The sequence below is a fragment of the Rhizobium sp. GN54 genome (assembly GCF_021026345.1).
Classification (GTDB): domain Bacteria; phylum Pseudomonadota; class Alphaproteobacteria; order Rhizobiales; family Rhizobiaceae; genus Mycoplana.
The window spans coordinates 147,471-169,963 of record NZ_JAJNCZ010000002.1 but is presented as its reverse complement, the minus strand read 5'-3'; the positions used below and the strand labels follow the sequence as shown (position 1 = coordinate 169,963).

19 protein-coding genes are annotated in these 22,493 nt (G+C 67.2%); 14 read left to right on the top strand and 5 right to left on the bottom strand.

Annotated elements, in window-relative coordinates; all coding sequences use genetic code 11:
- The first annotated feature begins 132 nt into the window (after window positions 1–132).
- The 4 genes from LQK81_RS06845 (at window position 133) to LQK81_RS06830 (ending at window position 4,154) form a co-directional block, all read left to right on the top strand.
- A complete protein-coding gene (locus tag LQK81_RS06845) occupies window positions 133–1,032 on the top strand; it encodes a DMT family transporter (RefSeq protein WP_230804735.1) in 900 nt (299 codons plus the stop codon).
- Between the two features lie 128 nt (window positions 1,033–1,160).
- Window positions 1,161–2,375 (top strand): pyrophosphate--fructose-6-phosphate 1-phosphotransferase, encoded by a 1,215-nt coding sequence (locus tag LQK81_RS06840; protein WP_230804733.1) that lies wholly within the window; start codon window positions 1,161–1,163, stop codon window positions 2,373–2,375.
- A gap of 102 nt (window positions 2,376–2,477) precedes the next feature.
- Window positions 2,478–3,113, top strand: coding sequence for a LysE family translocator (locus LQK81_RS06835; protein ID WP_230804723.1), 636 nt, complete (start codon window positions 2,478–2,480; stop codon window positions 3,111–3,113).
- Window positions 3,114–3,248: 135 nt separating this feature from the next.
- Window positions 3,249–4,154, top strand: a complete 906-nt coding sequence (locus tag LQK81_RS06830; protein WP_230804721.1) for a lytic transglycosylase domain-containing protein — start codon at window positions 3,249–3,251, stop codon at window positions 4,152–4,154.
- A 15-nt stretch (window positions 4,155–4,169) separates the two neighbouring features.
- On the opposite strand, the gene LQK81_RS06825 is transcribed toward LQK81_RS06830, so the two are convergent.
- A complete protein-coding gene (locus LQK81_RS06825; protein ID WP_230804720.1) occupies window positions 4,170–5,552 on the bottom strand; it encodes a serine hydrolase domain-containing protein in 1,383 nt (460 codons plus the stop codon).
- 221 nt (window positions 5,553–5,773) lie between these two features.
- Here LQK81_RS06825 and LQK81_RS06820 point away from each other — a divergent pair, with 221 nt between their 5' ends.
- From LQK81_RS06820 to LQK81_RS06795, 6 genes are all read left to right on the top strand, one after another.
- On the top strand, window positions 5,774–7,021 hold the full coding sequence (locus LQK81_RS06820; protein ID WP_230804719.1) for a DUF3419 family protein: 1,248 nt from the start codon (window positions 5,774–5,776) through the stop codon (window positions 7,019–7,021).
- Window positions 7,021–7,713, top strand: a complete 693-nt coding sequence (locus LQK81_RS06815; RefSeq protein ID WP_230804718.1) for a class I SAM-dependent methyltransferase — start codon at window positions 7,021–7,023, stop codon at window positions 7,711–7,713. Before LQK81_RS06820 ends, LQK81_RS06815 begins: the two co-directional genes overlap by 1 nt.
- Before the next feature lie 136 nt (window positions 7,714–7,849).
- Window positions 7,850–8,506 (top strand): outer membrane protein, encoded by a 657-nt coding sequence (locus tag LQK81_RS06810; protein WP_230804717.1) that lies wholly within the window; start codon window positions 7,850–7,852, stop codon window positions 8,504–8,506.
- 177 nt (window positions 8,507–8,683) lie between these two features.
- Window positions 8,684–9,460 carry a glycoside hydrolase family 25 protein gene (locus LQK81_RS06805; protein ID WP_230804716.1) on the top strand — a complete coding sequence of 259 codons (777 nt, stop codon included), beginning with the start codon at window positions 8,684–8,686 and terminating at the stop codon, window positions 9,458–9,460.
- A 144-nt stretch (window positions 9,461–9,604) separates the two neighbouring features.
- Window positions 9,605–10,831, top strand: coding sequence for a lytic murein transglycosylase (locus tag LQK81_RS06800; protein ID WP_230804715.1), 1,227 nt, complete (start codon window positions 9,605–9,607; stop codon window positions 10,829–10,831).
- 319 nt (window positions 10,832–11,150) lie between these two features.
- A complete protein-coding gene (locus tag LQK81_RS06795) occupies window positions 11,151–12,086 on the top strand; it encodes a DMT family transporter (RefSeq protein WP_230804714.1) in 936 nt (311 codons plus the stop codon).
- A 445-nt stretch (window positions 12,087–12,531) separates the two neighbouring features.
- Here the strand turns inward: LQK81_RS06795 and metF are convergent, their stop codons facing one another.
- From metF to LQK81_RS06775, 4 genes are all read right to left on the bottom strand, one after another.
- On the bottom strand, window positions 12,532–13,479 hold the full coding sequence (metF, locus tag LQK81_RS06790) for a methylenetetrahydrofolate reductase [NAD(P)H] (protein ID WP_230804713.1): 948 nt from the start codon (window positions 13,477–13,479) through the stop codon (window positions 12,532–12,534).
- Window position 13,480: 1 nt separating this feature from the next.
- On the bottom strand, window positions 13,481–14,479 hold the full coding sequence (locus LQK81_RS06785) for an ArsR/SmtB family transcription factor (RefSeq protein WP_230805610.1): 999 nt from the start codon (window positions 14,477–14,479) through the stop codon (window positions 13,481–13,483).
- Window positions 14,480–14,674: 195 nt separating this feature from the next.
- A complete protein-coding gene (gene ettA, locus LQK81_RS06780) occupies window positions 14,675–16,324 on the bottom strand; it encodes an energy-dependent translational throttle protein EttA (RefSeq protein WP_230804711.1) in 1,650 nt (549 codons plus the stop codon).
- A 240-nt stretch (window positions 16,325–16,564) separates the two neighbouring features.
- Window positions 16,565–17,317, bottom strand: coding sequence for a ribonuclease T2 family protein (locus tag LQK81_RS06775; RefSeq protein WP_230804709.1), 753 nt, complete (start codon window positions 17,315–17,317; stop codon window positions 16,565–16,567).
- A 189-nt stretch (window positions 17,318–17,506) separates the two neighbouring features.
- On the opposite strand from LQK81_RS06775, the gene LQK81_RS06770 reads away from it, so the two are divergent.
- The 4 genes from LQK81_RS06770 to LQK81_RS06755 all read left to right on the top strand — a co-directional run bounded on the left by LQK81_RS06770 (window position 17,507) and on the right by LQK81_RS06755 (window position 22,476).
- Window positions 17,507–18,448, top strand: a complete 942-nt coding sequence (locus tag LQK81_RS06770) for an alpha/beta fold hydrolase (protein WP_230805608.1) — start codon at window positions 17,507–17,509, stop codon at window positions 18,446–18,448.
- 7 nt (window positions 18,449–18,455) lie between these two features.
- Window positions 18,456–19,409, top strand: coding sequence for a DMT family transporter (locus LQK81_RS06765; RefSeq protein ID WP_230804707.1), 954 nt, complete (start codon window positions 18,456–18,458; stop codon window positions 19,407–19,409).
- 179 nt (window positions 19,410–19,588) lie between these two features.
- Complete coding sequence (locus LQK81_RS06760) at window positions 19,589–20,785, top strand: CaiB/BaiF CoA transferase family protein (protein ID WP_230804705.1); 1,197 nt, start codon at window positions 19,589–19,591, stop codon at window positions 20,783–20,785.
- Window positions 20,782–22,476 (top strand): thiamine pyrophosphate-binding protein, encoded by a 1,695-nt coding sequence (locus LQK81_RS06755; RefSeq protein ID WP_230804703.1) that lies wholly within the window; start codon window positions 20,782–20,784, stop codon window positions 22,474–22,476. The genes LQK81_RS06760 and LQK81_RS06755 overlap by 4 nt, the downstream gene beginning before the upstream one ends.
- The last annotated feature ends 17 nt before the right edge of the window (window positions 22,477–22,493 follow it).

Genomic DNA, 22,493 nt, shown 5'->3' with positions numbered 1-22,493 from the left:
CACAATTTTGATGGCCCTCAACAAGTGGACGCATTCCAATTCTTGATCGACCGATCACGTCATTCGAATTGACGCGGCCGCCGGCGGATGCGAGCACGGACGCCGAACAGTAGGCATTCGGGGGAAAATACGGTGCGCGTCCTGTCCAATCAGACGGCCGGCATGCTTTTGGGCCTGCTCGGCGTGACCATCTTCGGGGCCACGCTGCCGATGACGCGCATTGCGCTCGAAGGCTTCAGCCCGCTCTTCATCACCGTCAGCCGCGCCGCGATCGCGGCCACTGCGGCCGGTGCCGCCCTCGCCATCCTGCGCCGCCCCTTCCCGCGCGCCCACCTGCCCGCCCTCGCCGGCGTCGGCCTCGGCGCCGTCTTCGGCTTTCCGATCTTCTCCTCGATCGCCATGCAGACCATTCCGGCAAGCCATGGCGGCGTGGTGCTCGGCATCCTGCCGCTGCTGACATCGATCTTCGCAGCCCTTGTCGACGGCGAGCGGCCGGGCGCGCTGTTCTGGCTCTGCGGCGTCGCGGGCTCGGCTCTGGTCGTCGCCTTTTCGCTGCGCGAGGGCGGTTTCCATCTCGGCCCCGGCGACATCTGGCTGTTCTTTGCTGCCATCTCCGCCTCCTTTTCCTATGTCCTGTCCGGCAAGCTGGCCCGCGTCCTGCCGGGCTGGGAGGTCATCGGCTGGGCGCTCGTGCTCTGCGCACCGCTGACATTTGCCGGCACGATCCTGTTTGCCGGCAGCGGCATCCACGGCCCCGGTGCAGCGGAAAATGCCGCCCTGCTCTATCTCGGGCTGATGTCGATGTTCGGCGGCTTCATCTTCTGGAACGCCGGCCTGGCGCTCGGCGGCATCGCCCGGGTGGCGCAGATCCAGCTGTTCCAGACCTTCGTGACGCTGGCGGTCGCCGCGCTCCTGCTCAACGAGGCCGTCGGTCCGGAGACGGTCGGCTTCGCGCTCGCCGTCGCCTTCGTCGTCTGGCTCGGCCGCAAGGCGAAGATCGCCCGCGCCGTTCCCGCCGGCAGCCGCGCCTGATCGGCCAACTCCATCCGAACGCATCATTTCGTCATCCGCGACGGATAAAACCCGATCTGTGATTCCCCTGCCGGGGAATCTGGGCTAGACATCCGCCGACTGACCGGATCGCTCGGCGAGGAGGTAACATGACCAAGCAGAAAGTCGCGATGCTCACCGCAGGGGGCCTTGCGCCCTGTCTCTCTTCCGCAGTGGGCGGGCTCATCGAGCGCTATTCGGACATCGCGCCGGACATTGAACTCGTCGCCTACCGCTCCGGCTACCAGGGCCTGCTGCTCGCCGACCGCATCGAGATCGGCAAGGACATGCGCGAGAAGGCGTACCTGCTGCACCGCTACGGCGGCTCGCCGATCGGCAACAGCCGCGTGAAACTCACCAATGCGGCCGACTGCGTCAAGCGCGGCCTCGTCAAGGAAGGCGAAAACCCCTTGCGCGTCGCAGCCGAGCGCCTCGCCGCCGACGGCATCACCATCCTGCACACGATCGGCGGCGACGACACCAACACGACCGCGGCCGATCTCGCCGCCTATCTCGGCGCCAACGGCTACAACCTCACCGTCGTCGGCCTGCCCAAGACCGTCGACAACGACGTCGTGCCGATCCGCCAGTCGCTCGGCGCCTGGACGGCCGCCGAAGTCGGCGCCGGCTTCTTCGACAACGTCTCCAACGAGCAGAGCGCCGCTCCGAGGACACTGGTGGTCCACGAGGTCATGGGCCGCCATTGCGGCTGGCTGACGGCCGCGACCGCCCGCGCCTACATCCAGAAGACGTCGGCCGACGAATATGTCGAAGGCTTCATGATGAACGAGGCGCTGAAGAACATCGACGGCCTCTACCTGCCGGAACTGGCCTTCGACCTGGACGCCGAGGCCGACCGGCTGAAGAAGGTGATGGAGAAGAACGGCTTCGTCACCCTGTTCGTCTCCGAGGGCGCCTGCCTCGATGCGATCGTCGCCGAGCGCGAGGCCGCCGGCGAGACCGTCAAGCGCGACGCCTTCGGCCACGTGAAGATCGACACGATCAATGTCGGCAACTGGTTCTCCAAGCAGTTTGCCGCCCTCCTCGGCGCCGAGCGGGCGATGGTGCAGAAGTCGGGCTACTATGCCCGCTCCGCGCCCGCCAACGGCGACGACCTGCGCCTGATCCAGAGCATGGTCGACCTTGCGGTCGAGAGCGCGCTGAACAAGGTCTCCGGCGTCACCGGCCACGACGAGGGGCAAAACGGCAAGCTGCGCACCATCGAATTCCCGCGCATCAAGGGCGGCAAGCACTTCGATACCGGCGCCAAATGGTTCGGCGAGGTGATGGACGCGATCGGCCAGAAGTGGAAGCCGGCCGGCTGAGCCGTCTTCCCGGCCCGGCGCGCGCGCGGTCGCCGAAACCTGTTGACGGGGCGCCGCCCCCGTGGCTTGCTCCCCCGACGCGACCGCCTCGGGGGAGTTTTCATGTCGTTCGAACACTGGCTGGCCTTTGCCGCCGCATCCGCCATCATGCTGGCCATTCCCGGCCCGACCATCCTGCTGGTCATCTCCTATGCGCTCGGCCACGGCCGCAAGACGACGGGTGCGACGGTGGCCGGCGTCGCGCTCGGCGATTTCACCGCCATGACCGCCTCCATGCTGGGCCTCGGCGCGCTGCTGGCGACCTCGGCCACGATCTTCACCGTCCTGAAATGGGTCGGCGCCGCCTATCTCGTCTGGCTCGGCATCAAGCTCTGGCGCGCGCCGGTCGCAAGCGCCGGCGCCGCGGAGGGGGATGCTGTACCCGAGGAGCGGCCGTTCCGCATCTTCGCCCATGCCTATGTGGTGACGGCGCTGAACCCCAAGAGCATCGTCTTCTTCGTGGCCTTCCTGCCGCAATTCCTCGACCTGTCGCGGCCGGTCCTGCCGCAGATGGTGATCTTCGAGATAACCTTCCTGGTGCTGGCGACGCTGAATGCCACGACCTATGCGCTGATGGCGTCGGGAGCCCGCGGCACCATCCGCAAACCGGCCATCCAGAGGGCCGTCAACCGTGTCGGCGGCTCGCTCCTGATCGGCGCCGGGCTGCTGACGGTAGGCCTGCGCCGGGCCGCCGCCTGACCGGCGGCACAGCCGGCGGGTTGCCCGAACCCTGACGATAGGTTAATGGACGAAACACGGTCGAAGCGCCGTTGATTTGCAGCCGCGCCCGAATCCCTCGGATTTCAGGGCCTCCAGGCAAGACGAGAGCGACTGATGGCACACAGATTCCCGATCCGCGGCAGGCATGTTCTTTCCACGGGTTGCGCGATGGCGATGCTCGCCATCGGCGGCTGCGCGAGCGTGATCCAAACGCCGGCGGAAGAGATGGCGGCGGCCCGGACCGTGATGCCGATCGCCAAGCCCGGAACGGAAATGTCCGCCTACGCCCTGCCGGCGCCGGTCGCGGATCCCACGGCGACCGCAAACGGCGGAGCGCAGGCCCTTGCCGCGGTGGTGGAGACGACGCGAGAAACCGGTGCCGAGGCGGCGATCGCCGCTGCAGCGGCGCCGCAGGCGGCGGAGATCCAGGCGAGCGCCGTAGCGGCCGCGGCGTCCTCCGATCCCGGCTCCGCAAAGTTCATGCCGGCCTCCTTCGAGGCGGCGGTGATGGAGCCGGGCTTCGACACCGGCGAGCCGGAAGGCCTCGAACAGCTCGTCGCCACCCACCAGATCGTCCCCGTCGCCAAGCCCGCGTTCCAGGCCACCGCCTTTGCCGCAAGCCCGATGCGCACGGCGCCGTCGCAGGACAGCCAGACCTTCCAGAAGTCCGGCACCCCGATCGATGCGCTGGTCACGAAATATGCCGCCATCTACGACATCCCCGAAGTGCTGCTGCACCGGGTGATCAAGCGCGAGAGCGGCTACAATCCCAAGGCCTACAGCAAGGGCAATTACGGCCTCATGCAGATCCGCTACAACACGGCCAAGGGCATGGGCTATACGGGCACGCCGGACGGCCTGTTCGATGCCGAGACCAACATCAAATACGCTGCGAAATATCTGCGCGGCGCGTTGATGGTGGCCGACAACCAGCATGACGGCGCCGTGCGCCTCTATGCGAGCGGCTATTACTACACCGCCAAGCGCAAGGGCCTCCTCGAGGAGACCGGCCTGAAATAAGGCCTCGCCCCTCCCTCAGTCCTCCGTTGCAAGCGCGTCGACGACCCCGCGCACCAGTTCCTGCGGCCGGTAACCGAGCCTGGAAGGCGTGAGCCCCAGCCGGACCACGGCGATGTTGCGCGACGGGACGACCGCGATCGCCTGGCCATCATGGCCCAGCATCCAGAAGGTATCGTCCGGCAGGCCGTAGCGGGAATCGGGCTCCCGCCCCGGCCCGTCGATCCATGTCTGCGCCTGTCCGTAGGCGCCGCCGGATGCTGATGACGGCGTTCCCATCGCCGCCACATATCCCTCCGGCAACAGCCGCATGCCGTTCCATGTCCCGTCGTTCAGAAGCAGTTGCGCGAACCGCGCCCAGTCGCGCGTCGTGGCATACATGTAGGACGAGCCGACGAAGATGCCGGTCTCGTCGGTCTCCATCACCGCGCTCTTCATGCCGAGCGGCGCAAACAGCGCCGCCGCCGGATAGGCGAGCGCGCGCCAGCGGTCCCCGAGCGCGCTCATGAACACGCGCGAAAGCAGGATCGCCGTCCCGCTCGAATAGCTGAACGTCTCGCCCGGGCTGGACGACAGCGGGAACGAGGCCGCGTACCGGGCCATGTTGGGCTCGAGAAACAGCATTCGCGTGACGTCGGTGACCTCGCCGTAATCCTCGTTGAACTCCAGGCCGCTCTGCATCGCCAGGAGGTCGGCGATCGTGATCTTCGCGCGCGCGTCGCCGTTCCATTCCGCAAACAGGTTCGCCTGCGTCGGCGACAGCCGGTGGTCCTGCATCAGCCGGCCGAGCAGGGCGGCGTTGACCGTCTTGGAAACGGACCAGCCGAGCAGTGGCGTCTCTTCGGAAAAGCCATCGCCGTAGCGTTCACCGACGAGCCGTCCGTTGTGGATCACGGCCACGCCGCGGACGCCGGGACCGAGCAGGGCCGGATCGGCGAGGACGGCATCGAGGCGCGGATCGTAGCTTTCGCCCTTCCCCTCCGGCCAGGGGCGATCGGCCGGCGGCGCGGCCACGGGCGGCAGCGGCACATCCGCGACCGTCTGGCGCGCGGTGACGAAATCGCCGTCGGGAACGCCCGTGCAGCCGAACCCCTCGCGGTAGGCCGCATGGCCCGGCGCGAAAATGCCGAGCAGCGACGCCGTCACCGTCTTGTCCTCGTGGTCCACCGACTGGCGCATCAGCCGTAGCAGCGGATGCCCCGGCGCCTGCACGTCGGTCGCAAGCACGTCCTGCGGGTCGCGCCCGGCGAGAAAGACGTTCGAGCAGACGATCTTGGCCGCATATCCGGAACCGACCCTGAGCAGTTCGGGCGGGCTGACGATCAGCCAGCTGCCGGCAACCGCAAGGAAGACCGCGCCCCCGAGCACTGTCCTTGCAACGATCCGCAGATACCGGCCCATGCGTCTCCCCTGGTCGGCGACCTTTTCGTCCGGCCGCAGACAATCAGGAATCGGCCGGCAAGAAAAGTCCTTTCCATGTCATGGGTTTGTCATGTGTTTGTCACGGCGGCCCGGCCGCGGCCCCGTCATGAAGGCTGGATGACAATGCACAGTTCCGGTCATCAAACTGTTGCGCGACGCAGATATCTCCCCCGAAAGCCCTCGAAGGACGGAACGGTGTCATGAGCGAACTCGCCAGGAATGCAGGCTACGGACGCAACGAGAGACTGAAGTCGGCGCTGCTGCAGCACCGCGCGCTTTCGCTCGAGGGCCTGTCGGAACGCCTGTTCGGCCTGCTCTTCACCGGCCTCGTCTATCCGCAGATCTGGGAGGATCCGGCCGTCGACATGGAGGCCATGGAGCTCTGCGCCGGCCACCGCATCGTCACCATCGGCTCCGGCGGCTGCAACATGCTGGCCTACCTGACGCGCGCGCCGGAGAGCATCGACGTCGTCGATCTCAACCCGCACCACATCGCCCTGAACCGGCTGAAGCTCGCCACCTTCCGCCACATGCCCTCGCATGCCGACGTGGCGCGTTTCCTCGGCGGCGACAACATGGCCTCCAACCGCGAGGCCTATCAGCTGTTCCTCGAGCCGCGGCTCGAGGACGCCACCCGCGACTACTGGAACGGCCGCGACATGCGCGGGCGCCGCCGCATCGGCGTCTTCAACCGTAACATCTACCGCACCGGCCTGCTCGGCCGCTTCATCCTGCTCGGCCATGTGGTGGCGAGGCTGCACGGGCTGGACCCGCGCGACTTCGTCAAGTGCCGGTCGCTGCGCGAGCAGCGCCAGTTCTTCGACACCCGCATCGCCCCCCTCTTCGATCGTCCGCTGATCCGCTGGATGACCTCGCGCAAGGCCTCGCTGTTCGGCCTCGGCATTCCGCCGCAGCAGTTCGACGAACTCGCCAGCGTCAATGACGGCCGCTCGCTTGCTCCGGTTCTGCGCCAGCGGCTGGAGAAGCTCGCCTGCCATTTCCCGCTGAAGGAGAACTACTTCGCCTGGCAGGCCTTCGGTCGTCGCTATCCGTCGCGCTACGAAGGAACGCTGCCAGACTACCTGCGGGCGGAGAACTACGGCGCCATCCGCGACAACGCCGCCCGCGTTCGCGTCCACCACGCCAATTTCACCGAGCTTCTGGCCGCCAAGCCTGCCGCCTCCGTCGACCGCTACGTCCTGCTCGACGCGCAGGACTGGATGAACGAGGAGCAGCTGAACGCGCTCTGGACCGAGATCACCCGCACCGCGGCCCCCGACGCCGTCGTCATCTTCCGCACCGCCGCCGAAAAGAGCATCCTCGACGGTAAGGTCTCCTCCCGCCTGCTCGACCTCTGGACCTACGAGCGCGACCGTTCCGCAGCGCTCGGGATGAAGGACCGCTCGGCCATCTACGGCGGCTTCCACATCTACCGGAAGAAGCCCTGATGCGCCGGGAGCATCCCGCGCTCTCCGCAGCCGTGCCCGATGATATGCCCGACACGGCCCATGCCGAGAGGATGGACCGACAGTACCGCTACCAGCGGCACGTCTACGACCTGACGCGCAAATACTATCTCTTCGGCCGCGACCGGCTGATGGACGGGCTCGACGCGCGCGCCGGCCAATCGGTCCTCGAGGTCGGCTGCGGCACCGGCCGCAACATCGCCTGCATGGCAAGGCGCTACCCCGATGCCCGCTTCTTCGGCCTCGACATCTCCCGGGCGATGCTGGAGACGGCGGAGAAGAAGTTTGCAGCCACCGCCGGCACGCGCCCGGTCCTGCGTGTTGCCGACGCCACCGCCTTCCGGGCGGCCGAGTTCGGCGAAACCGGTTTCGACCGCATCGTCATCTCCTATTCGCTGTCGATGATCCCGGCGTGGCGGGACGCCGTCGAGCGGGCGCTCGACGCGCTCAATCCCGGCGGCTCGCTGCACGTGGTCGACTTCGGCCAGCAGGAACGGCTTCCCGCCGCCTTCCGCCGTCTGCTGCAGGGCTGGCTCGCCCGTTTCCACGTCACTCCGCGCCCGGATCTCATGAACGTGATCGCCGATGCGGCCGCGCGGCGTGGCGCAATTGTGGCTTCCGAGACGCCCTATGGCGGCTATGCCTGGCTCTCGATTGCGAAAATGCCCGGATAGCCGGCCTCCGCGGGGTCCGCGGCCCCTGCCCGATTTTGCTCGTCTTTCTATGAAACCTCTTGGGCGCTAAGGGGTTGTAACCGTGTCGGCTCCAAAGGGGTCGTGTCGACACGTTCGAAGCAGAAGGAAGACAACCATGAAATCAATCGCGCTCGGAGCGGCAGCACTTGCGATCGCAGCCTCTGCGACCGGCGTGCTCGCCGCCGACATGGCGCCGGTCGAGGCCCCCGTCGCGCCCGTCATCGAGGAAGTCTCCGGCATCTACGACTGGAACGGGTTCTACGTCGGTGCGCAGACCGGCTACGGCTGGGGCGATGCCGAGGTGGACGACGCCGGCATCTCCGAAAGCCCCGGCCTCGACGGATGGGCGCTCGGCGGCTACACCGGCTACAACTACCAGACCGGCCCCTTCGTCATCGGCCTGGAAGGCGACGTGAAGTACAACTGGAACGAGGACAAGTTCGACCTCGGCGGCATCCCGATGGAGCTGAAGAGCGACTGGAGCGGCTCGCTGCGCGCCCGTATGGGCTACGCCTTCGACCGCACGCTCGTCTATGCGACCGGCGGCTACGCCTTCACCAACGCCGAGCTGCGCGACCGCGAGACCGGCGACAGCGACAGCAAGACCTTGAACGGCTGGACGATCGGCGCGGGCTTCGAGCATGCCTTCACCGACAACTTCATCGGCCGCGCCGAGTATCGCTACACCGACTACGGCGATGCCGACCTGATGGGCGTGAACACCGACCTGAAGAGCAGCGACGTGATGCTGGGCGTCGGCTGGAAGTTCTGACCCGGACGCCTGCCCGGCCTTGAAATGCCGGACAGGCAGGGCTCGCACTTGCGCCGGGCATCGCCGATGCGCGGCGCAAGTGCCGTTCCGCCCTTTACCGAGCCCTGCCGGTGAGGCAGTATCGCCGCGCATCTTCTGCGCCGCGTCCGAGGGGGACGCGCCAAACCCGGGACACCCATGCGTCGGCTTCTTCTGGCTCTCCTGCCCCTTGCCCTTCTCGCGGCATCGTGCTCCACGACCGACTACGACTTCGTCTCGACGGCGCCGATCAAGCCGCGCTTCAAGGACAGCGATCCGCAGGATTTCGGCTACCGCACCCCGCATCATCACGAGGTCCATGGCATCGACGTCTCCAAGTGGAACGGCGACATCGACTGGCCGACGGTGAAGGCGTCGGGGGTCTCCTTCGTCTTCATCAAGGCGACCGAAGGCAAGGACCGGATCGACGGGGCCTTCGACGCCTACTGGCGCGGCGCCCGCGCCGCCGGCATCGCGCATGCGCCCTATCATTTCTACTATTTCTGCTCGACGCCGGACGAACAGGCCGACTGGTTCATCCGCAACGTGCCCAAGGCCGCAGTACAGCTGCCGCCGGTGCTCGACGCCGAATGGAACCCGCTGTCGCCTACCTGCCGCAAGCGCCCGCCGCCGGCGGAGGTCCGCGCCCTGCTGCAGCGCTTCCTCGACCGGCTGGAGGCGCATTACGGCAAGCGGCCGATCATCTACACGACCGTCGATTTCCACCGCGAGAACATGGTCGGCGCCTTCGGCAAGTATCCGCTGTGGCTGCGCGCCGTCGCCGATCACCCCGAAAACGTCTATGGCCGCAAATGGCATTTCTGGCAGTACACCAGCACCGGCATCGTGCCCGGCATCAAGGGCGACACCGACATCAACGTCTTTGCCGGCTCGCACCAGAACTGGAAGAGCTGGGTGGCGCAGGTCTCGCGCTGAGGGCCGCGGGAAGCGGGATTGACGAGGCATCCCGCCCCGCTCACGGCAGAGTGATGCGACCGGCGCGGGCACGGCATTTTTGCTTCTTGCTTCTGTCACATTAATTTGAGAAGCGGGGGCAACCGAATGAAAGGATCCCCGCATATGCAACCGCGATTCCTGCCGATTGGCGCCCTGGCGGCGCTTTTCCTCTCAGGCACGGCGCTCGCCCAACAGGCTCCGGCCCAGTCCCCCGCACAGGCAAACGCACCGGCCGTCGCCTGCGGCGGCGATCTCCCGGCCTTCCTCGACGGCGTGCGGGCGGAGGCGGCGGCCAACCAGATCCCGGGCGACGCCATCGACACGGCCCTTGCGGGTGCTGCGATCGACCCGAAGGTGCTCTCGCGCGACCGCGCCCAGGGCGTCTTCCGCCAGACCTTCCTCGAATTCTCGAAGCGGACCGTCAGCCAGTCACGTCTCGATATCGGCCGAAGGAAGCTGCAGGAACTCTCGAACGTCTTCCAGCGGGCCGAGCAGGAGTTCGGCGTGCCCGGCGCCGTCATCGCCGCATTCTGGGCGATGGAGACGGACTTCGGCGCCGTCCAGGGCGACTTCAACACGCGCAACGCGCTCGTCACCCTCTCCCATGACTGCCGCCGCCCGGAACTGTTCCGCCCGCAACTGATCGCGGCGATCCAGATGGTCCAGCACGGCGATCTCGACCCGGCGACGACGACCGGCGCCTGGGCCGGCGAGATTGGCCAGGTGCAGATGCTGCCGAGGGACATCATCGCCTTCGGCGTCGATGGCGACGGCGACGGCCACGTCAACGTCAAGAGCAGCGCCCCGGATGCGATCCTGACGGCTGCGAAGTTCATCCAGCACCTCGGCTTCACCAAGGGCCAGCCGTGGATCCAGGAAGTCTCGGTGCCCGAGGTCCTGCCCTTCGAGAGGACCGGCCTGCAGTCGGGCATGACCGCCGGCGACTGGTTCGCCCTCGGCGTCACGCCGCGCGACGGCAACACCGAATTCTCCGGCCTCGCCGCCTCGCTGGTGCTGCCGCAGGGCCGCAAGGGCCCGGCCTTCATCACCTATCCGAACTTCAACATCTACCTGGAATGGAACCAGTCGTTCATCTACACGACCTCGGCCGCCTATTTCGCCACCCGCCTCGCCGGCGCCCCGCCCTATCAGAAGGGCGAGCCGGAAGCGGGTCTCGACGACGGCGGCATGAAGGCGTTGCAGACGCGGCTTGCCGAACTGGGCCACGACGTCGGCAAGATCGACGGCATTCTCGGCTCGGGCACGCGGGCGGCGATCCAGAAGGAACAGCTCCGCCTCGGCCTGCCGGCCGACGGCTGGGCCACCCCGGCCCTGCTCGGCGCGCTCTGAACCGCCCCCGGCCGGAGCGGCCTTCCCGCTCCGGTCCCGGCAAGGCCGGCAATGCCTCTTGCCTTTCCTGCAGCGCCTCCCGCTTCACCGGGGCGCTGCCGCATCCGCCGATGCGACCGGATGCGGGATTCCCGTCGCTCGACACCGCACTGTCCCGGCGCCCATCGACCTCCCGTCGCCCCGATCCCTGATCCAGCGCCACAAATCGAGATTGCATCGTCGTCCTTGCCCGGCGACGATGCGAATCGGGTGGGCCGAGCCCGCGCGGTGCCCTATGCCGCGGCTCCAGAGCCGGAGCCTTTGAGCGAGGAGAGACACCATGAACGAGATGGCAACAGTGCAGCCGCAGACGATGACGGCAAGGACCTGGGCCATGCTGGTGTTTCTCGGGCTGATCTGGGGCGGATCGTTCTTCTTCGCCCGCATCGCCGTCCAGCATATCCCGCCCGTCACCCTCGTACTGCTGCGCGTCGCGATCGCAGCACTCGCCCTTCACCTCTACCTGCGCGGCCGGCACGGGCTCTATAAGACGTTGCGGCTGCGCTGGCGGGAGTTCCTCGCCATGGGGCTCCTGAACAATGTCATTCCCCACATCCTGATCTTCACTGGGCAGACGGAGATCGGCGCCGGGCTGGCGGCAATCCTGAACGCCACGACGCCCATCTTCACGGTCCTGATCGCCAACCGGCTGACCGAGGACGAGAAGATGACGACGGCGAAGATGGCCGGCTGCCTGGTCGGCCTGCTCGGCACCGCCGTCCTGGTCGGACCGCGCGCGCTCGCGCCCTTTGCCGGCGGCACCGACGGACCGCCGCTCTGGGCCCTGCTCCTGCCGGTCGCAGCCGCCGCCAGCTACGGGCTCTCCGCCACCTATGGGAAGCGCTTCCGCGGCGTCGCCCCGCCGGTGACGGCGACGGGTCAGCTCACCGCCTCCTCCGTCGTGCTCCTGCCGCTGGCTGCGATCGTCGACCAGCCCTGGTCGCTGCCGATGCCGCCTTTCGGCGTGGTGCTCGCCGTCCTGGCGCTGGCGCTCCTGTCCACCGCCTACGCCTATATCCTGTTCTTCCGCATCATGGCGGCCGCCGGCGCGACCAACACCTCTCTCGTCACCTTGCTCGTGCCGCCGAGTGCCATCCTCGCGGGCGTCGTTTTCCTCGGCGAAAGCATCTCGCTGCCGGTCGCCGCCGGCATGCTGCTCGTCTTGCTCGGCCTCGTCATCCTCGATGGACGGCTGCTGCGGTGGGCGAAGGCATAGCGACCGTGCCGGAATGGAACTGATTCTGCCCCGGAACCGTTCTTTGCTACGAAATCGTGATCACCGCCGTTAACCGAGGTGAAGATTTCGTGAAGGCCTGCGCAGGCCAAAATAGCTTTTAAGATCAGCTGTTTAGAATTGTGGAAAACCGACGGCAGATCCAGTGATGCCGCAATGCAACACACAAACAACTTTTCAAAACGGATTTTTCGGACCTATTATCGGCCCGCAACGCAAGGGAGGTCAGCCGATGGGTATCACACATTCCCTGAATGTTCTGATGATCAGTGCCGCGTTCCTCTTCGTCGCCAGCATGATTTTCATCTGACGGCAGCGTAGTCCTCAAGGACCAAAAAACGCAGAGACTATTTCTGGAAAACGCATGGCCCACAGTGCCATGCGTTTTTTCGTTGCCGGTCATGACCGGCGCCGGCGACAGGTGCGCTCAGGCTGCCGCGCCTTCCGCCCTCACCCGCTTGACGGCGTCGCCGCGTTCGAAGCCGGTGCTGTCGAGGACTGCCGACACCAGCGCGGAGCGGTTCATCGTGTAGAAGTGAAACTCCTCGACGCCGAGCGCGATCAGGCCGTCCACCTGCCGCGCGGCAAGTTCGATCGCCACCTTGGCCCGCTCCTCGGGACGATCGGCGAGCGGATCGAGGCGATCGGCCAGCCATTGCGGCACGCTTGCCCCGCAGAGCCCGGCGAACCTCTGTACCTGGGCGAGATTGTGGACCGGCAGGATGCCGGGCACGACCGGGATCTCGATGCCGGCCGCGCGCACGCGGTCGAGATAGCGGGCATAGTGATCGTTGTCGAAGAAGAACTGGGTCAGGGCGCGCGCAGCGCCGGCGTCGACCTTGCGCTTGAGCATGTCGATATCGGCTGCGACGTCGCGGCTTTCGGGATGCTTCTCCGGATAGGCCGACACGGAGATCTCGAAGTCGGCGATCGTCTTCAGGCCCGCGACCAGTTCGGCGGCGTTGGCATAGCCGCCCGGCGACGGCACGTAGGCGGCGCCGATGCCACCGGCGGGATCCCCGCGCAGGGCCACGAAATGGCGGACGCCCACCGCCCGGAACTCCTCGACCACAGCTGCGACCTCGGCCTTCGTGGCGCCGACGCAGGTCAGGTGTGCTCCGGCCGGAAGCGCGGTCTCGCGCAGGATCCGCGACACGGTGGAAAGCGTCGGCCCGCGGGTGGAGCCGCCGGCGCCATAGGTGACGGAGACGAATTCCGGCGCATAGGCGGCCAGTTCCGCGATCGTCTCGCCGAGCTGCTTCTCGGCCTCGTCGCTCCTGGGCGGGAAGAATTCGAAGGAGAGCTTAGGGGCCCTGCTGCGGCCGCCGTTGCTGGGGACAGGGGTCCTGGAAGCGGCGTTCGTGGCGATCGTCATGTCAGTGTCTCCGGCCGATGGCGATGAGGGGTTCGGCATGGTCCGCCGCGACGCGCTGGTCCCGTGCCAGCCAGATCGTCACCGTCAGCGCATCGGGCCCGGCGCCCGCAGGCCTCAGGTCGATAGCTTGTTCCGGCGACAGTCCGGCCTGCTCCAGCCACTCCTGCATCTGCTGGTGCGAGAAGCCCAGGCGCAGATGGGCGTGCTCGTCGCGCAGGTGCTCCAGCCCGTGCGGCGCAAGGTCGATGATGACCAGCCGGCCGGCCGGCTTCAGCATGCGCGCGGCCTCCGCGATCGCCGAGCTCGGCTCGTCGAGGAAATGCAGCACCTGATGGATCGTCACCACGTCGAACTCGTCGCGCTCGAGCGGCAGGTTGAAGATGTCGCCATGGCGGATGGAGGCCTTGGTGATGCCGGCACGGTCGAGGTTGGCACGCGCCACCGCCAGCATGTCGCGGCTGGCGTCGACGCCAACGCCGCGCCGGTACAGGCCCTCGAAAAGCTGCAGGATGCGGCCGGTGCCGGTGCCGAGATCGAGAAACGCCTCGACCGGCTCCTCGCCGATGAGCTCGAGCAGGGCCGCCTCCACCTCCGCCTCGCTGACATGCAGCCGGCGCAGTTCGTCCCATTCGGCGGCATTGCGGCTGAAATAGGCCTGCGCCTTCTCCGCCCGCGCCCGCTTCAGCACGTCCAGTCGCTCGGCGTCGCGCTTGAAGACGGGATCGGCCGCATCGGTCCGCTCCAGCAGCAGCCGCGCCAGCGCGACCGCGGCGCCGTCGTGGGCGAGCCGGAAGTAGGCCCAGGCGCCCTCCTGGTAGCGCTCGATCAGCGCTGCCTCGGCGAGAAGCTTCAGGTGGCGCGAAATGCGCGGCTGCGACTGACCGAGAATATCGGTCAGGTCGGTCACGGTCAGGTCGCCGCGGGAAAGCAGCGCCAGCAGCCTCAGCCGGGTCGATTCGCCAGCGGTCTTCAGAACCTCTACAATGTCGTCCAAGCCCAGTTTCGTCACATGCCCACCCGCGCCAATCAAGATATAAAGATATGTTTATGTCATGATTTAGAAGAGCGCAAGCCGTAATCTTTGCACGGGGCCAATTCCGCGACGATCGCCTCCGGAAACCTTCGTCCGAAAACACATCGGGCGCAGCATGCGGCCTGCATGCTGCGCCCGACGAATGGCGGTGAGGACGGCGCGTCAGCGCGTCAGGCGCTTGTAGGTGACGCGCTTCGGATTGACCGACTCCGGACCGAGGCGGCGGATCTTGTCCTGTTCGTAGTCCTCGAAGTTGCCCTCGAACCATTCGACCCGGCTGTCGCCCTCGAAGGCGAGGATATGGGTTGCCAGCCGGTCGAGGAACATGCGGTCGTGGCTGATGATGACCGCGCAGCCGGCGAAGTTTTCCAGCGCGTCCTCGAGCGCGCCCAGCGTCTCGGTGTCGAGGTCGTTGGTCGGTTCGTCGAGCAGGATGACGTTGCCGCCGGCCTTCAGCATCTTGGCGAGGTGCACGCGGTTGCGCTGGCCGCCGGACAGCGTGCCGACCTTCTGCTGCTGGTCGCCGCCCTTGAAGTTGAAGGCGCCGCAATAGGCGCGCGAATTCATCTCGTACTTGCCGAGCTTGATCACGTCGTTGCCGCCGGAGATCTCCTCCCACACGGTCTTGTCGCCGGCGAGTGAATCGCGGCTCTGGTCGACATAGCCGAGATCGACCGTCTCGCCGACGCGGATGTCGCCGCTGTCCGGCGTCTCCTGCCCGGTGATCAGCTTGAACAGCGTCGACTTGCCGGCGCCGTTCGGGCCGATGACGCCGACGATCCCGCCCGGCGGCAGCTTGAAGGTGAGGTTCTCGAACAGCACCCGGTCGCCATAGGACTTCGTCAGGTTCTCCGCCTCGATGACCACTTGGCCGAGGCGCTCGCCGACCGGGATGATGATCTGCGCCTCGCCGGGACGACGGTTCTCGGCGGCTGCCACCAGTTCGTCATAGGCGCGGATACGCGCCTTCGACTTGGCCTGGCGGGCCTTCGGCGAGGACGCGATCCATTCCTGTTCGCGCGACAGGGCCTTCTGGCGGGCGCCCTCCTCGCGCTCCTCCTGCGCCATGCGCTTGGCCTTGGCCTGCAGATAGGCGGAATAGTTGCCCTCGTAGGGGATGCCGCGGCCGCGGTCGAGCTCGAGGATCCAGCCGGTGACGTTGTCGAGGAAGTAGCGGTCGTGGGTGACCATCAGGATGGCGCCCGGATATTCGCGCAGGTGCTTTTCCAGCCAGGCGATCGTCTCGGCGTCGAGATGGTTGGTCGGCTCGTCGAGGAGCAGGAGGTCGGGCTGGCGCAGCAGAAGCTGGCAGAGCGCGACGCGGCGCTTCTCGCCGCCCGAGAGGTTGTCTACTGCCGCGTCGCCCGGCGGGCAGCGCAGCGCGTCCATCGCCATCTCCACCTGGCTCTCGAGGTCCCAGAGGTTCTGGCTGTCGATAATGTCCTGCAGCTTGGCGCCCTCTTCGGCCGTCTCGTCCGAATAGTTCATCATCAGTTCGTTGTAGCGGTCGAGGATCGCCTTCTTGTCGGCCACCCCTTCCATCACGTTCTCCATGACGGTCTTCGACGCGTCGAGCTGCGGCTCCTGCGGCAGGTAGCCGAGGCTCGCACCGTCGGCGAGCCAGGCCTCGCCCGTCCACTCCTTGTCCAGGCCGGCCATGATCTTCAGCACGGTCGACTTGCCGGCGCCGTTCGGACCGAGGATGCCGATCTTGGCGTCCGGATAGAAGGACAGGTGGATGTTTTCGAGGATCTTCTTGTTGCCATAGGCCTTGTTGAGCCCCGACATGTGATAGATGAACTGACGTGCCATACCGCGTGTACTCCGCATCGGAAGAAATTTGCCCGCTATGTAGGCGAATTCCCCGCCAGCGGCAATGCGGCGACCGCGCCTGCGAGCCGATTTGCCCGTCTTTGCCGGACCGGCCATCCGCCTTGCCGAACGCAACCGGCCGGGCCATACCTACGGCAGCACGGCGCCGGAACGGGCCACGTCGCCAGGAACGACCGCCGGGAAGCCCCGGCGGGTGTCTCCCGCCACCCGACCTTCGGTTCATCGGTCATCGGCCGGGGCCAGCAGGCCCGCGCCGCACTCCGACGTCGTGACCGAAGCGCCCTGGATCAGCGATCGCAGGTCGCCGTCCGCCGCCGAGAGCCCGATCGTCAGCCCGGTCACCACGGCCTGGCCGTCGACGGTCCGGCATCGCAGGCGGATCCGCTCGCCCGCACCCCTGCCGAAGGCGCTGTCAAAGGCGGCGGCGACGTCGGCCATCGTCACCGTCTCGCCCGCATGCGCCGCGAAGAACGCACCGACGGCCGACCCGTTGACCGTGTCCAGAAAGTCGAGCGAGCGGCCATAATAGTCCTCCGCGGTGGCGGCATGGCAGGTGCCGTTCATCAGCCACTGGTGGCGGTCAAGGCCAGAGGCCGTACCGGGCATGGCCATGGACAGCCGCTTCGCCGTCCGCTCGGCCAGGACGAGTTCCGGCAGGTCGCTCCATCGCCCGGAACGGTCGCGTCGCTTCAGCTCCGCATCGATGCCGCAGTAGCTCTTGCGCACCTGCCACAGCCCGTGCAGGGTCAGCCCGCCCGGCGCCGCTCCGCGCCCTTCCGGAGCGCATTCGGCAAGTGCGGGCCGGGTGAGGCAGAATCCCGGCTGCCACGTCAGCGCCAGGACATGGCGCGTCGTCCCGTCCCCGCTGGTCTCGCTCGCAGGCTGCTCCGGGAGCGTCACGGCAAGCGCCGGCGATACGAAGGCTCCAACGACAAGCGCGAAGGCGGCGAGATGGCATGCAAGTCTCGACATCATGGCGACACTCCAACAAGAACAAAACAGAAACATTAATCAACATAAGCGCGAAAAATGCAACCTGGAATTTTGCAGACTTTTCCGACTGTCCCTTGCTGGATGATCTCCCCCGGCGATGTGATTGCTATTCCAAGAGAAATCGATTTCATGGCCATCGACGCCCGATCCGCCGGAGACCCGCCCACGATGTTTTCCGAGATGCCGCCGCTCCAGAGCCCGACCGGCGCCCGCCTCGCCCTGCGCCACGCGACAGCCTCCGTCGCGCCCCTGGGCATCGTGCTGGTCAGCCACGGCCTGGCCGAGCATTCCGGGCGATACGGCGCCTTCGCCGGACACCTCGCGGCGGCAGGCTTCCACGTCTATGCCCACGACCATCGCGGCCATGGCCGGACGACCGCGCCCGACGCGCCGCTTGGCCGCTTCGCCACGCGCGACGGCCACCGGATCGCGGTGGAAGACATGCTGGCCGTTCGCCAGATGGCCGCCGGCCGCCACCCCGGCCTGCCGGTCATCCAGTTCGGCCATTCCATGGGCGGGCTCCTCGCGCTGTCCTTCGCCGAGGCCCACCCCGGCAAGATCGATGCGCTGGCGGTCTGGAATTCCAACCTCGCCCCCGGGCTGGCCGGCCGCGCCGCACAGGCGATCCTGCGCGCCGAGCGCATGCTGAAGGGGTCCGACGTGCCGAGCGCGCTGCTGCCGCAACTCACCTTCGGCGCCTGGGCGAAGACGATCCCGGACCGGCGGACGGACTTCGACTGGTTGTCGCATGACGAGGCCGAGGTGGCGCGCTACGTCGCCGACCCGCTTTGCGGCTTCGACGCCAGCGTCTCGCTCTGGCGCGACATCTTCGCCATGACCTACGAGGCCGCATCGCCGACGCGCATCGACCGCCTGCCCCGCGCCCTGCCCGTCCATCTCGTCGGCGGCGACGAGGACCCGGCGACGGATTTCGGCCGCGCCGTCGCCTGGATGGCCAGGCGGCTGAAGAAGAGAGGCCTTGCCGACGTGACCGGCGTCGTCTATCGCGGTCTGCGCCATGAAACCCTGCTGGAGCGGCAGGACCTGCGCGAAGGTCCCCTCGAGGACTTCTGCCGCTGGTGCCAGAGGGTCGCGCGCCAGAACCGGTAAAGAAGACATGACCACCCATCCGGCATCGCCGAAAATCGCCCCCCGCAACGAAGTCGGCATCGGCCTGGCGCTGATGGTCGTCTCCGTGCTGATCGCGCCGGTGATCGACATCTTCTCCAAGCTGGCGGTGGTCGACGTCCCCGCCACGGTGATCACGCTCTGCCGCTTCCTGTTCCAGACGCTGACCCTGGTACCGATCGTGCTCTGGCGCGGCACGCTGTTCGACCTCACCCGCCGGAAGGTGGCGCTGCATGCGGTGCGCGGCCTAATGACGGCGATCGTCATGATCAGCTTCGTCACGGCACTTGCCGTCATGGAGGTTGCCGATGCGCTAGCGATCTTCTTCGTCGAGCCGATCATCCTGACGATCCTCGGCGCGATCTTCCTGAAGGAGACGATCGGCTGGCGGCGCTATACCGCCTGCGCCGTGGGCTTCCTCGGCGCGCTGCTCGTCATCCAGCCGAGCCTGCAGGAAGTGGGTCTCGTCGCGCTGTTGCCGATTGTCTCAGCCTTCGCGCTGGCGGTCTATCTGCTCATCACCCGGCTCGCCGCGCAGAGCGAGGATCCCTGGTCCATGCAGCTTCACACCGGCCTGTGGGGCGCGGGCTTCGCCGGCCTCGCCCTTCTCGTCGGCGGCTCGCTCGGCTGGCCCGCCTTCACGCCCGTCCTGCCGCAGGGCGATGCGGCGTTCTACATCGTCGGCGCCGGCATCGCCGCGACCATTTCCGGCATCTTCGGCGCCTATGCCTACCGCAATGCGCCGGCCTCCGTGTTGGCGCCGCTGCAATATCTCGAGATCGTCTCGGCCACGGCACTCGGCTGGTGGGTGTTCGGCGACCTGCCCGATCCGCTGAAATGGCTCGGCATCTCGATCATCATCGGCTCCGGCCTCTACGTGATCTGGCGCGAGCACAAGCTGCGCAGGCGCGCCACGCTTCCCCCGCTGCCGCCGCTCGCCTGATCCCGGGCCGGGCGGCCGCGGAGCCGCCGGAATTGCGCAAGGTCAAGGGGGTAAGTCCCAAGGCTCATCAACCCATGCGGCCTTGGTGCTATCTCCGCGCCGGCCTTTTTGATATCCAGACGTCCTGCGTCGCAACCCAGAATCCGAAAAGGACGGCGGCGACGGCAAGGAGGATACCGATGGACGAGAAGAACCTGCCGCTTTCCGGCATCCGCGTCATCGAGCTTGCGCGCGTCCTCGCCGGTCCCTGGGCCGGCCAGATGCTGGCCGATCTCGGCGCCGACGTGATCAAGGTCGAAAACCCCGACGGCGGCGACGACACCCGCGCCTGGGGCCCGCCCTTCGTCACCGGCAGTGATGGCGAGAACCTCTCGGCCGCCTATTATCATTCGACCAACCGCAACAAGCGCTCGATCACCGCCGATTTCCGTTCCGAGGAAGGCCTTTCGATCGTCCGGCGGCTGGTGCGCACGGCCGATATCGTCATCGAGAACTTCAAGGTCGGCGGGCTGAAGAAATACGGCCTCGACTATGAGAGCCTCGCAGCCGACAATCCCAAACTCGTCTATTGCTCCATCACCGGTTTCGGCCAGGACGGCCCCTATGCCGCCCGCGCCGGCTACGACTACATCGTCCAGGGCATGTCCGGCTTCATGTCGGTGACCGGTGCTGCCGATGGCGAGCCGATGAAGGCGGGTGTCGCCATTGCCGACATCTTCACCGGCATCTATGCCGTGACCGCGATCCAGGCGGCCCTCATCCATGCGCTGCGCACCGGCAAGGGCCAGCAGATCGACATGGCGCTGCTGGACGTCCAGTCCGCGGTCATGGCCAACCAGAACATGAACTATCTCGTCTCCGGCACAGCCCCCACCCGGCTCGGCAACGCCCATCCCAACATCACCCCCTACGAGGTGATCGAGACGGCGGACGGGTACATGATCCTCGCCGTCGGCAATGACGGCCAGTTCCAGCGCCTCTGCGCCATTCTCGGCCTCGACGGGCCTGCCACCGACGAGCGCTTCGCCACCAACCGCTCGCGCGTCAGGCACCGCGATGCTTTGCGCCCGCTGATCCTGGAGCGCAGCCGGCAGTGGGGCAAGGCAGCACTTCTGGCGGCCTGCGAGGAGAACGGCGTGCCCGCCGGGCCGATCAATTCGATTGCCGAGACCTTCGACGACCCGCAGGTCAAGGCCCGCGGCCTGCGTCTCGACCTTGCCGACCGCGACGGCAACCGGATCCCCGGCGTGCGCACGCCGATCGTCTTCTCCGAGACGCCGCTGGTCTACGAGCATCCGAGCCCGCGGCTTGGTGAACACACGAACGAGATCCTGGCAGAGCTGGAAAGCATCGAAGCAGAAAGGAAATCCGCATGACGCAGCAAGAGGCAGGGCCTGCCCCGCAAGAAGGCAGGACCGGCGGACAACTGATCGTCGACGCGCTCGTCGCCAATGGCGTGAAGCGCGTCGCCTGCGTTCCCGGCGAGAGCTACCTTGCGGTGCTCGATGCGCTGCACGACACCGACATCGACGTGCTCGTCTGCCGCCAGGAAGGCGGAGCGGCGATGATGGCCGACTGCTGGGGCCGGCTGACCGGCGAGCCGGGCATCTGCATGGTTACCCGCGGCCCGGGCGCCACCAACGCCTCGGCCGGCCTGCATATCGCCCGGCAGGATTCGATCCCGATGATCTTGTTCATCGGCCAGGTCCAGCGCGAGGCGCGCGAGCGCGAGGCCTTCCAGGAGATCGAGTACCGCCGCGCCTTCACCGAGGTCGCCAAGTGGGTGGCCGAGATCGACGATGCTAGGCGCATTCCCGAGTTCGTCACCCGCGCCTTCGCGGTGGCGACGTCCGGGCGGCCGGGCCCGGTCGTGCTGGCGCTGCCGGAGGACATGCTGACCGACACGGTCGAGGCGGTGGCGGCAAAACCCTACGTTCCCGTAGAGGCCCATCCGGGCCCGGCGCAGGTCGCCCGCCTGGCGGCGTTGCTGGAAAAGGCCGAGCGGCCGATCGTCATCCTCGGCGGCACGCGCTGGGACGAGGAGAGCGTCTCAGGCATCGCGGCCTTCGCGGAGCGCTGGTCACTGCCCGTCGCCTGCTCGTTCCGGCGGCAGATGCTGTTCGATCACCTGCATCCGAACTATGCCGGCGATTCCGGCATCGGCATCAATCCGGCGCTGTCCAGGGAAATCCGCGGCGCCGATCTCGTGCTCATGCTAGGCGGCCGCTATTCCGAGATGCCGTCTTCCGGCTATACGCTGGTCGACAACCCCTACCCGCAGCAGACCTTCGTCCACGTCCATCCCGACCCGTCCGAACTCGGCCGCGTCTATCGCCCCGATCTCGCGATCTGCGCCAGCCCGGCGGATTTCGTCGATGCGCTGGCCGGGCTTTCGCCCGCCGCCCCGCCCCGTTGGGCGGACCGGACGAAGACGATGCACGCCGCCTACCGGGCCTGGTCGACGCCGCCCGCCGCCGGTCCCGGCGACGTCCACATGGGTCCGATCATGGCCTGGATCGAGGAGAACGTCCCGCAGGACGCGATCTTCACCAACGGCGCCGGCAACTATGCCACCTGGCTGCACCGCTTCCACCGCTTCCGCCGCTTCGCCACGCAGGCTGCCCCCACTTCCGGCTCGATGGGCTACGGCCTGCCGGCGGCCGTGGCCGCCAAGCAGCTCTTTCCGGAGCGGGAGGTGGTCTGCTTTGCCGGCGACGGCTGCTTCCTCATGCATGGCCAGGAATTCGCAACGGCAGTCCGCTACGGCCTGCCGATCATCGCGATCGTCGTCAACAACGGCATGTACGGCACGATCCGCATGCACCAGGAACGCGAATATCCCGGCCGCGTCAGCGCCACCGGGCTGACCAATCCGGACTTCGCGGCCCTTGCGGCCTCCTATGGCGGCCATGGCGAGACGGTATCGAGGACCGAAGAATTCGCCCCCGCCTACCTGCGCGCCCGCGCAAGCGGCAAGCCCGCGATCATCGAGGTCAGGCTCGACCCGGAGGCAATCACGCCCGCACGCACGCTGTCGCAGATCCGGGATGGCAATGGGCGGGGATAGACGTCGCGGCTGCCGGG

Bases quoted from the DNA above. Each gene is read 5' to 3' on its own strand.
- LQK81_RS06800 (WP_230804715.1), top strand. From the start codon at position 9,605: ATGCAACCGCGATTCCTGCCGATTGGCGCCCTGGCGGCGCTTTTCCTC.
- LQK81_RS06805 (WP_230804716.1), top strand. From the start codon at position 8,684: ATGCGTCGGCTTCTTCTGGCTCTCCTGCCCCTTGCCCTTCTCGCGGCA.
- LQK81_RS06760 (WP_230804705.1), top strand. From the start codon at position 19,589: ATGGACGAGAAGAACCTGCCGCTTTCCGGCATCCGCGTCATCGAGCTT.
- metF (WP_230804713.1), bottom strand. From the start codon at position 13,479: ATGACGATCGCCACGAACGCCGCTTCCAGGACCCCTGTCCCCAGCAAC.
- LQK81_RS06765 (WP_230804707.1), top strand. From the start codon at position 18,456: ATGACCACCCATCCGGCATCGCCGAAAATCGCCCCCCGCAACGAAGTC.
- LQK81_RS06815 (WP_230804718.1), top strand. From the start codon at position 7,021: ATGCGCCGGGAGCATCCCGCGCTCTCCGCAGCCGTGCCCGATGATATG.
- LQK81_RS06770 (WP_230805608.1), top strand. From the start codon at position 17,507: ATGTTTTCCGAGATGCCGCCGCTCCAGAGCCCGACCGGCGCCCGCCTC.
- LQK81_RS06775 (WP_230804709.1), bottom strand. From the start codon at position 17,317: ATGTCGAGACTTGCATGCCATCTCGCCGCCTTCGCGCTTGTCGTTGGA.
- LQK81_RS06825 (WP_230804720.1), bottom strand. From the start codon at position 5,552: ATGGGCCGGTATCTGCGGATCGTTGCAAGGACAGTGCTCGGGGGCGCG.
- ettA (WP_230804711.1), bottom strand. From the start codon at position 16,324: ATGGCACGTCAGTTCATCTATCACATGTCGGGGCTCAACAAGGCCTAT.
- LQK81_RS06755 (WP_230804703.1), top strand. From the start codon at position 20,782: ATGACGCAGCAAGAGGCAGGGCCTGCCCCGCAAGAAGGCAGGACCGGC.
- LQK81_RS06835 (WP_230804723.1), top strand. From the start codon at position 2,478: ATGTCGTTCGAACACTGGCTGGCCTTTGCCGCCGCATCCGCCATCATG.
- LQK81_RS06830 (WP_230804721.1), top strand. From the start codon at position 3,249: ATGGCACACAGATTCCCGATCCGCGGCAGGCATGTTCTTTCCACGGGT.
- LQK81_RS06810 (WP_230804717.1), top strand. From the start codon at position 7,850: ATGAAATCAATCGCGCTCGGAGCGGCAGCACTTGCGATCGCAGCCTCT.
- LQK81_RS06820 (WP_230804719.1), top strand. From the start codon at position 5,774: ATGAGCGAACTCGCCAGGAATGCAGGCTACGGACGCAACGAGAGACTG.
- LQK81_RS06795 (WP_230804714.1), top strand. From the start codon at position 11,151: ATGAACGAGATGGCAACAGTGCAGCCGCAGACGATGACGGCAAGGACC.
- LQK81_RS06840 (WP_230804733.1), top strand. From the start codon at position 1,161: ATGACCAAGCAGAAAGTCGCGATGCTCACCGCAGGGGGCCTTGCGCCC.